Annotated in this window: 4 protein-coding genes; 3 read left to right on the forward strand and 1 reads right to left on the reverse strand. The window is 71.9% G+C overall.

The annotated features are described in order from the left end of the window. Window positions 1-69 precede the first annotated feature (69 nt). Window positions 70-1,713: a CTP synthase gene (locus ACS04_RS25125; protein ID WP_048479032.1), complete on the reverse strand. Its 1,644-nt coding sequence runs from the start codon at window positions 1,711-1,713 to the stop codon at window positions 70-72. 496 nt (window positions 1,714-2,209) lie between these two features. Here ACS04_RS25125 and ACS04_RS25130 point away from each other — a divergent pair, with 496 nt between their 5' ends. The 3 genes from ACS04_RS25130 to ACS04_RS25140 form a co-directional block, all read left to right on the forward strand. After that, on the forward strand, window positions 2,210-4,015 hold the full coding sequence (locus ACS04_RS25130; RefSeq protein ID WP_048479033.1) for a glycoside hydrolase family 15 protein: 1,806 nt from the start codon (window positions 2,210-2,212) through the stop codon (window positions 4,013-4,015). 114 nt (window positions 4,016-4,129) lie between these two features. Further along, entirely contained in the window at window positions 4,130-5,509 is a 1,380-nt protein-coding gene (locus ACS04_RS25135; RefSeq protein WP_048479034.1) for an FAD-binding oxidoreductase, read from the forward strand. Window positions 5,510-5,531: 22 nt separating this feature from the next. Beyond that, the coding region (locus tag ACS04_RS25140) for a PucR family transcriptional regulator ligand-binding domain-containing protein (protein ID WP_048479035.1) at window positions 5,532-6,710 on the forward strand (1,179 nt) is incomplete at its 3' end.

Below are 6,710 nucleotides of genomic sequence, written 5' to 3' on the forward strand. Positions count from 1 at the left end.
GACGCGCCGAAAACGCGACGGCCGGGGCACGTTGCGTGCCCCGGCCGCCTACGTTATGCGGTCAGACCGTCACTTGGCCCGCGCGGCCTGCTGGCGCTCCACCGCGGCCTTGACCAGGCCCGCGAACAGCGGGTGCGGCCGGGTCGGGCGCGAGCGCAGCTCCGGGTGGGCCTGGGTGGCCACCAGGTAGGGGTGCACCTCGCGCGGGTACTCGACGTACTCGACGAGCTTGTTGTCCGGGGAGGTGCCGGAGAAGACGAGGCCCGCCTTCTTCTCCAGCTCGCCGCGGTAGGCGTTGTTGACCTCGTAGCGGTGGCGGTGGCGCTCGTCCACGTACGCCTGGTCGCCGTAGACCTCGCGCACGATGGAGCCCTCGGCCAGCTTGGCCGGGTACATGCCCAGGCGCATCGTTCCGCCCAAGTCGCCCGCGCCCTCGACGAAGGCCAGCTGCTCCTCCATCGTGGAGATCACCGGGTGCGGGGTGGAGGCGTCGAACTCGGTGGAGTTGGCCTCCGCGATGTCCGCCAGGTTGCGCGCGGCCTCGATGACCACGCACTGCAGGCCCAGGCACAGGCCGAGCAGCGGGATCCTGTTCTCGCGGGCGTAGGTGATCGCGCCGACCTTGCCGTTGACACCGCGGTCGCCGAAGCCGCCGGGCACGCAGATCGCGTCGACGTCGCCGAGCACCGCGGCGGCGCCCGCCGGGGTCTTGCAGTCGTCGGAGGTGACCCACTTGATCTGGACGCGGGCCTTGTTGGCGAAACCGCCGGCGCGCAGCGCCTCGGTCACCGACAGGTAGGCGTCGGGCAGGTCGATGTACTTGCCGACGAGCGCGACCTTGACCTCGTGGTCGGGGTTGTGGACGCGGTCGAGCAGGTCCTCCCAGACGGTCCAGTCCACGTCGCGGAAGGGCAGGTCCAGCTTGCGCACGACGTACGCGTCGAGGCCCTCGGTGTGCAGCACCTTCGGGATGTCGTAGATCGACTTGGCGTCGATGGCCGCGACGACGGCCGCCTCGTCCACGTCGCACATCAGCGAGATCTTGCGCTTGATGGAGGTGGGGACCTCGCGGTCGGCGCGCAGCACGATCGCGTCGGGCTGGATGCCGATGTTGCGCAGGGCCGCGACCGAGTGCTGGGTCGGCTTGGTCTTCAGTTCGCCGGAGGGGCCGATGTAGGGCAGCAGCGAGATGTGCACGACGAAGACGTTGTCGCGGCCGACCTCGTGGCGGACCTGGCGGACGGTCTCCAGGAACGGCAGCGACTCGATGTCGCCGACGGTGCCGCCGACCTCGGTGATGACGACGTCGACGTCCTCGGTCGCCATGCGGCGGATGCGGTGCTTGATCTCGTTGGTGATGTGCGGGATGACCTGCACGGTGTCGCCGAGGTACTCGCCGCGCCGCTCCTTGGCGATGACCTGCGAGTAGACCTGGCCGGTGGTGACGTTGGCCGAGCCGTCGAGGTCCACGTCGAGGAAGCGCTCGTAGTGGCCGATGTCCAGGTCCGTCTCGGCACCGTCGTTGGTGACGAACACCTCGCCGTGCTGGAACGGGTTCATCGTGCCCGGGTCGACGTTCAGGTACGGGTCGAGCTTCTGCATCGTGACGCGCAGGCCCCGCGCCTTGAGCAGCGCACCCAGGCTGGAGGCCGTCAGGCCCTTGCCGAGGGAGGAGGCGACACCCCCGGTGACGAAGATGTGCTTGGTCGTCATGGCTGTGCTCGCCAAGAGGGGGCTCCCGTGGTCGCGAAGTGAGGTGCGGTGCTTCCGGCGCCGGCCACCCTCGAACCGGAGGCTCTCAGGGGGCGCCGAAGCTGCGGTTTCGGGGCTCCTGATTCGCACAGGCAGACCACCGGTCCACGGGGTACCAGCCTATCAGCGCCGGGGCCCGTCCGCCTCCGGCCACGCGCCGCCACGACCGCTCCACGGAGCGCCACCAGCCGTTCCGGGGCCGGTCACGCCCGCATTGACGCAGGTCACCCATTCGGACTAGACACATTGTCCTCAGACTTCAGGAGATCACTAGGGTGCCGTCATATCCTGCTCGGATATCGCATCACATCGCCGCCGAGCAGTCCGGCAGACGGCGTAACCCGGCCGCATCCGGAATCATGAGCTCAGTGCGGGGATCCATACCCACGGGACCGCGCAACCGCGCAATGCAAGCGCCCTTCGGGGCGGACGTGGCCGTTCGACTGGGAGATCTAACGTGTCCGGGCGCATCGAGGATTACGCACTGATCGGGGACATGCAGACCGCCGCACTGGTCTGCCGGGACGGATCGGTGGACTGGCTGTGTCTGCCCCGTTTCGACTCCCATGCCGTCTTCGCGGGCATCCTGGGAACGGAGGATCACGGCTTCTGGCGCATCGGCCCGGCGTTCCCCGGGGGCGCCGAGGCCCCCGCGGCGACCCGCCGCCGCTACCAGGGCGACTCGCTGATCCTGGAATCGGAGTGGGACACGCCGCGCGGCACGGTCCGCGTGACCGACTTCATGCCGCCTCGCGAGGACCACGCACCGCAGCTGGTGCGCATCGTCGAGGGCGTCAGCGGGCGCGTCCCGATGCGCTCCGCGCTGCGCATGCGCTTCAGCTACGGCCGGGTCGTGCCCTGGGTGCACAAGGTCGACGGGCGGACCGTCGCCGTCGCCGGACCCGACTCGGTCTGGCTGGACACCGACGCGCAGACGTACGGCAAGGACCTGACGACGTACTCCGACTTCACCGTCGGCCCCGGCGACCGCCAGGCCTTCTGCATCAGCTGGCAGCCGTCCCACAAGGGCGCCCCGGACACCCCCGACGCGCAGGAGGCGCTGGCGACCACCACCGCGTTCTGGCGCGAGTGGGTCGACCACTGCACGTACCACGGCCCCTACCGCGAGGCCGTGATCCGCTCGCTGATCACCCTCAAGGCGCTCACGTACGGCCCCACCGGCGGCATCGTCGCAGCGCCCACCACCTCCCTCCCGGAGGAGATCGGCGGCGTCCGGAACTGGGACTACCGCTACACCTGGCTGCGCGACGCCGCCATCACCCTCTCCTCGCTGCTGCGCACCGGCTACCGCGAGGAGGCCCAGGCCTGGCGCGAGTGGCTGCTGCGCGCGGTCGCGGGCGACCCGGAGAACCTGCAGATCATGTACGGGATCGCCGGCGAGCGGGAGCTCGGCGAGACCGAGCTGGACTGGCTGCCCGGGTACGAGGGCTCCCGCCCGGTCCGGGTCGGCAACGGCGCCGCGCACCAGCTCCAGCTGGACGTGTACGGCGAGGTCACCGAGGCCCTGCACCTGGGCCACATGACGGGCCTGGCGCGCAACGACTACGCCTCGGTGCTCCAGTTGAAGCTGATCCGCTACCTGGAGGAGCACTGGGACCAGCCGGACGAGGGCATCTGGGAGGTGCGCGGCCCGCGCCGGCACTTCGTGCACTCGAAGGTGATGGCGTGGGTGGCCGTGGACCGCACGATCAAGCTGATCGAGAGCGGGGACGCGGACGGGCCGCTGGAGCGGTGGCGTGAGCTGCGCGACGAGATCCACCAGGACGTGTGCGAGAAGGGCTACGACAAGGAGCGCAATACGTTCACGCAGTCGTACGGCTCCAAGGAACTGGACGCCTCGCTGCTCCTCATCCCGCAGATGGGCTTCCTGCCTCCGGACGACAAGCGGGTCATCGGCACGATCGAGGCGATCCAGCGCGAGCTGTCGACGGCGGACGGGTTCATCCTGCGCTACCCGACGACGGGCGACGAGGCGGGTGTGGACGGCCTCGAAGGCGACGAGGGGGCGTTCCTCGCCTGCTCGTTCTGGATGGCGGACGACCTGGCGATGATCGGCCGCGTCGACGAGGCCCGCCAGCTCTTCGAACGGCTGCTGGCGCTCCGCAACGACCTGGGGCTGCTGGCGGAGGAGTGGGATCCGCGCCTCCAGCGCCAGGTCGGCAACTTCCCCCAGGCCTTCAGCCACGTCCCCCTGATCGACACGGCCCTTCGTCTGACGGCGAGCGGGGCGTACGGGGGGTAGCCCGGGCAGTCCGGGCAGTCCGGGCCGGGGCCGACCCCCGGCGCCGCGCCCCCGGCACCGGCCGCGCCTACGCTGGAGTGGTCCTACGCCTCCCGCGGAAGGAGGGCCGCAGCCATGGCTCCCCCGTCAAAGGCCGGCCAGGCCCTGGCCGAGTTGCGTGACGATCTGGCCGGCCAGGTCATCACCCCCGAGGACCCCGGGTACGACGAGGCCCGGGCGGTCTTCAACGCGATGGTCGACCGCCGCCCCGCGGTCATCGCCCGCTGCGAGAGCGAGGCGGACGTCGCCACCACCGTCCGCTTCGCACGCGGACTGGACCTGCCCGTGGCCGTCCGCGGCGGCGGCCACAGCGTCGCCGGGATGTGCCTCAACGACGGGGGCGTGGTCGTCGACCTGCGCGGCATGCAGGAGGTCACCGTCCACCCCGCCGCGAAGGCGGTACGCGTCGGGGGCGGCGCGGTGATGAGCCGGCTGGACCGCGCCTGCCAGCCGTACGGACTCGCCACCACCGGCGGCCGGGTCTCCACGACCGGGGTCACCGGCTTCACCCTCGGCGGCGGCTCCGGCTGGCTGGACCGGCGGTTCGGGCTGGCCGTCGACAACCTGCTCGGCGTGGACCTGGTCACCGCCGAGGGCAGCACCCTGACGGCGACCGCCGAGGACAACCCCGAGCTGTTCTGGGCCCTGCACGGCGGCGGCGGGAACTTCGGCGTCGCCACCTCGATCACCCTGCGCCTGCACGAGCTCCCGGAATTCGCGATCTGCCTGCTGCTCTATCCCCTGGAGTCCGGGCCCGAGGTGCTGCGCACCTACCGCGATCTCGTCGAGAGCGGGCCGGCCGAGGCGGGCGGCGGCGTGATCTACCTGACCGCCCCGCCGGAGCCCTTCGTACCGGAACACCTGGTCGGGACCCTGATGGCGGGCGCGCTGCTCACGTACGCGGGCGGCGAGGAGGCCCTGCGCAAGCTGGCGCGGCCGCTGCTCGCCCTGCCGCACGAGGTGGAGGTGCTCACCGCCCTGCCCTACGCGGACTTCCAGTGTATGCTGGACGACCCCCCGGGCCTGCGCAACTACTGGTCCGCGGAGTACCTGACGGGCCTGCCGGACGAGGCCGTCGACGTCTTCTGCGCCCTCGGCAACGTGATGCCGGGGGGCGGCACCCAGCACGTGATGTTCCCGCTGGGCGGGGCCATCGCGGACGGCCCGCGGGAGTTCCCCGTCCCGTACCGCGACTCCCCCTGGGCGGTGCACCCGTTCGGCATCTGGGAGGACCCGGCCGAGGACGAGCGGGTCGTCTCGTGGGTCAGGGACGTGCGGGCCCACGTGCGGCCGTGGAGCTCCGGCGCGGTCTACCTCAACTTCACCGGCGACGAAGGCCCCGAGCGCGTGGCGGCGGGTCTCGGGGAGGAGAATCTGGCCCGGCTGGCGGCGGTGAAGCGGATGTACGACCCGGACAACGTCTTCCGCTACAACCACAACATCAAGCCGGCCTGACCCCCTGGTAGCGTCCCGCGACATGGACAACCAGGGCGGGATCACCGTTCAGCGGGCGCTGGAGCTGCCGGGACTGCGCAGCGGTCTGCCGGAGGTGGTGGCCTGCGCCGACCGCCTGGGCCGGACCGTGCGCTGGGTGCACGCGGGCGAGGTGCCGAACATCGCGTCCCTCCTCAAGGGCGGGGAGCTGCTGCTGACCACGGGGCTGGGCCTCGGCACCCGGCCCGCCGAGCAGCGGGCCTTCGTACGGCGCCTCGCGGACCGGGGGATCGCCGCGCTGGTGGTGGAGCTGGGCCCGCGTTTCACGCGGCTTCCGGCGACGCTCGTCGAGACGGCCCGGGCGGCCGGGCTGCCGCTGGTCCAACTGCACCGCGAGGTGCCGTTCGTGGCGGTCACGGAGGAGGTCCACACCGAGATCGTCAACCACCACTACGCCTTGCTCCAGCGGGCCGAGGAGGTGCACCGGCGATGTACGCAGGCCCTGCTCAGCGGCGGGGGCATCCCCCAGGTCCTGCACATCCTGGCGGACTTCACCGGCAACCCGGTGTTCCTGGAGACCCCGGACGGGCAGCTCCTGTACGCGGCGGGCCCGGTCTCCGGGGAGGCGGCGGCCGACCCCTTGCAGGTGTGGGAGGGGCTGCGGGGCCAGCGCGAGGCGGAGCCGTCGGCGAACGCGGTGCTGGTCGACGTCCCCGGAGGCGGACACGGTACGGGCTCGGTCCGCGCCCGGCTGGTCCTGCTGGGCGTGTCGGCGCCGCTGCTGCCCGTCCACCGGATGGCGGCGGAGCGGACGGCCGGGGTGCTGGCCGTGGTACTGATGCAGGCCCGTCAGGAGGACGAACTGGCGGCGCGCGGCCGCGGGGACTTCCTGACGGACCTTGCGGAGGGCCGCATCTCGGCGCAGGACGCGCCGGCGCAGGCGCGCGTCCTGGGCTTCAAGCCGGGCGCGGGCCCGCTCCTGCCGGTGGTGATGCGGCTGTCCTCGTCGCTGGGCCCGGCGGGCAACTGGGCGGTCCTGGCCAGGGCGGTCCTGGAGGAGCTCTCCTCGGTGGGCGTCCCGGTCCTGTTGGGCGTGCGCCCGGTGGAGGGCCGGGTCCCGCTCCTGGTCTCCCTGCGCTCCGAATCGGAACGCACGACGGTCGCGGACCGCGTGGCCGCGGCGCTGCGGGCCGGCGTGGAACGGGCCGGCCTGGACCGCGCG

Origin of the sequence: Streptomyces roseus, assembly GCF_001044425.1 — a bacterium.
In the GTDB taxonomy this organism is placed as follows: Bacteria; Actinomycetota; Actinomycetes; order Streptomycetales; family Streptomycetaceae; genus Streptomyces; species Streptomyces roseus.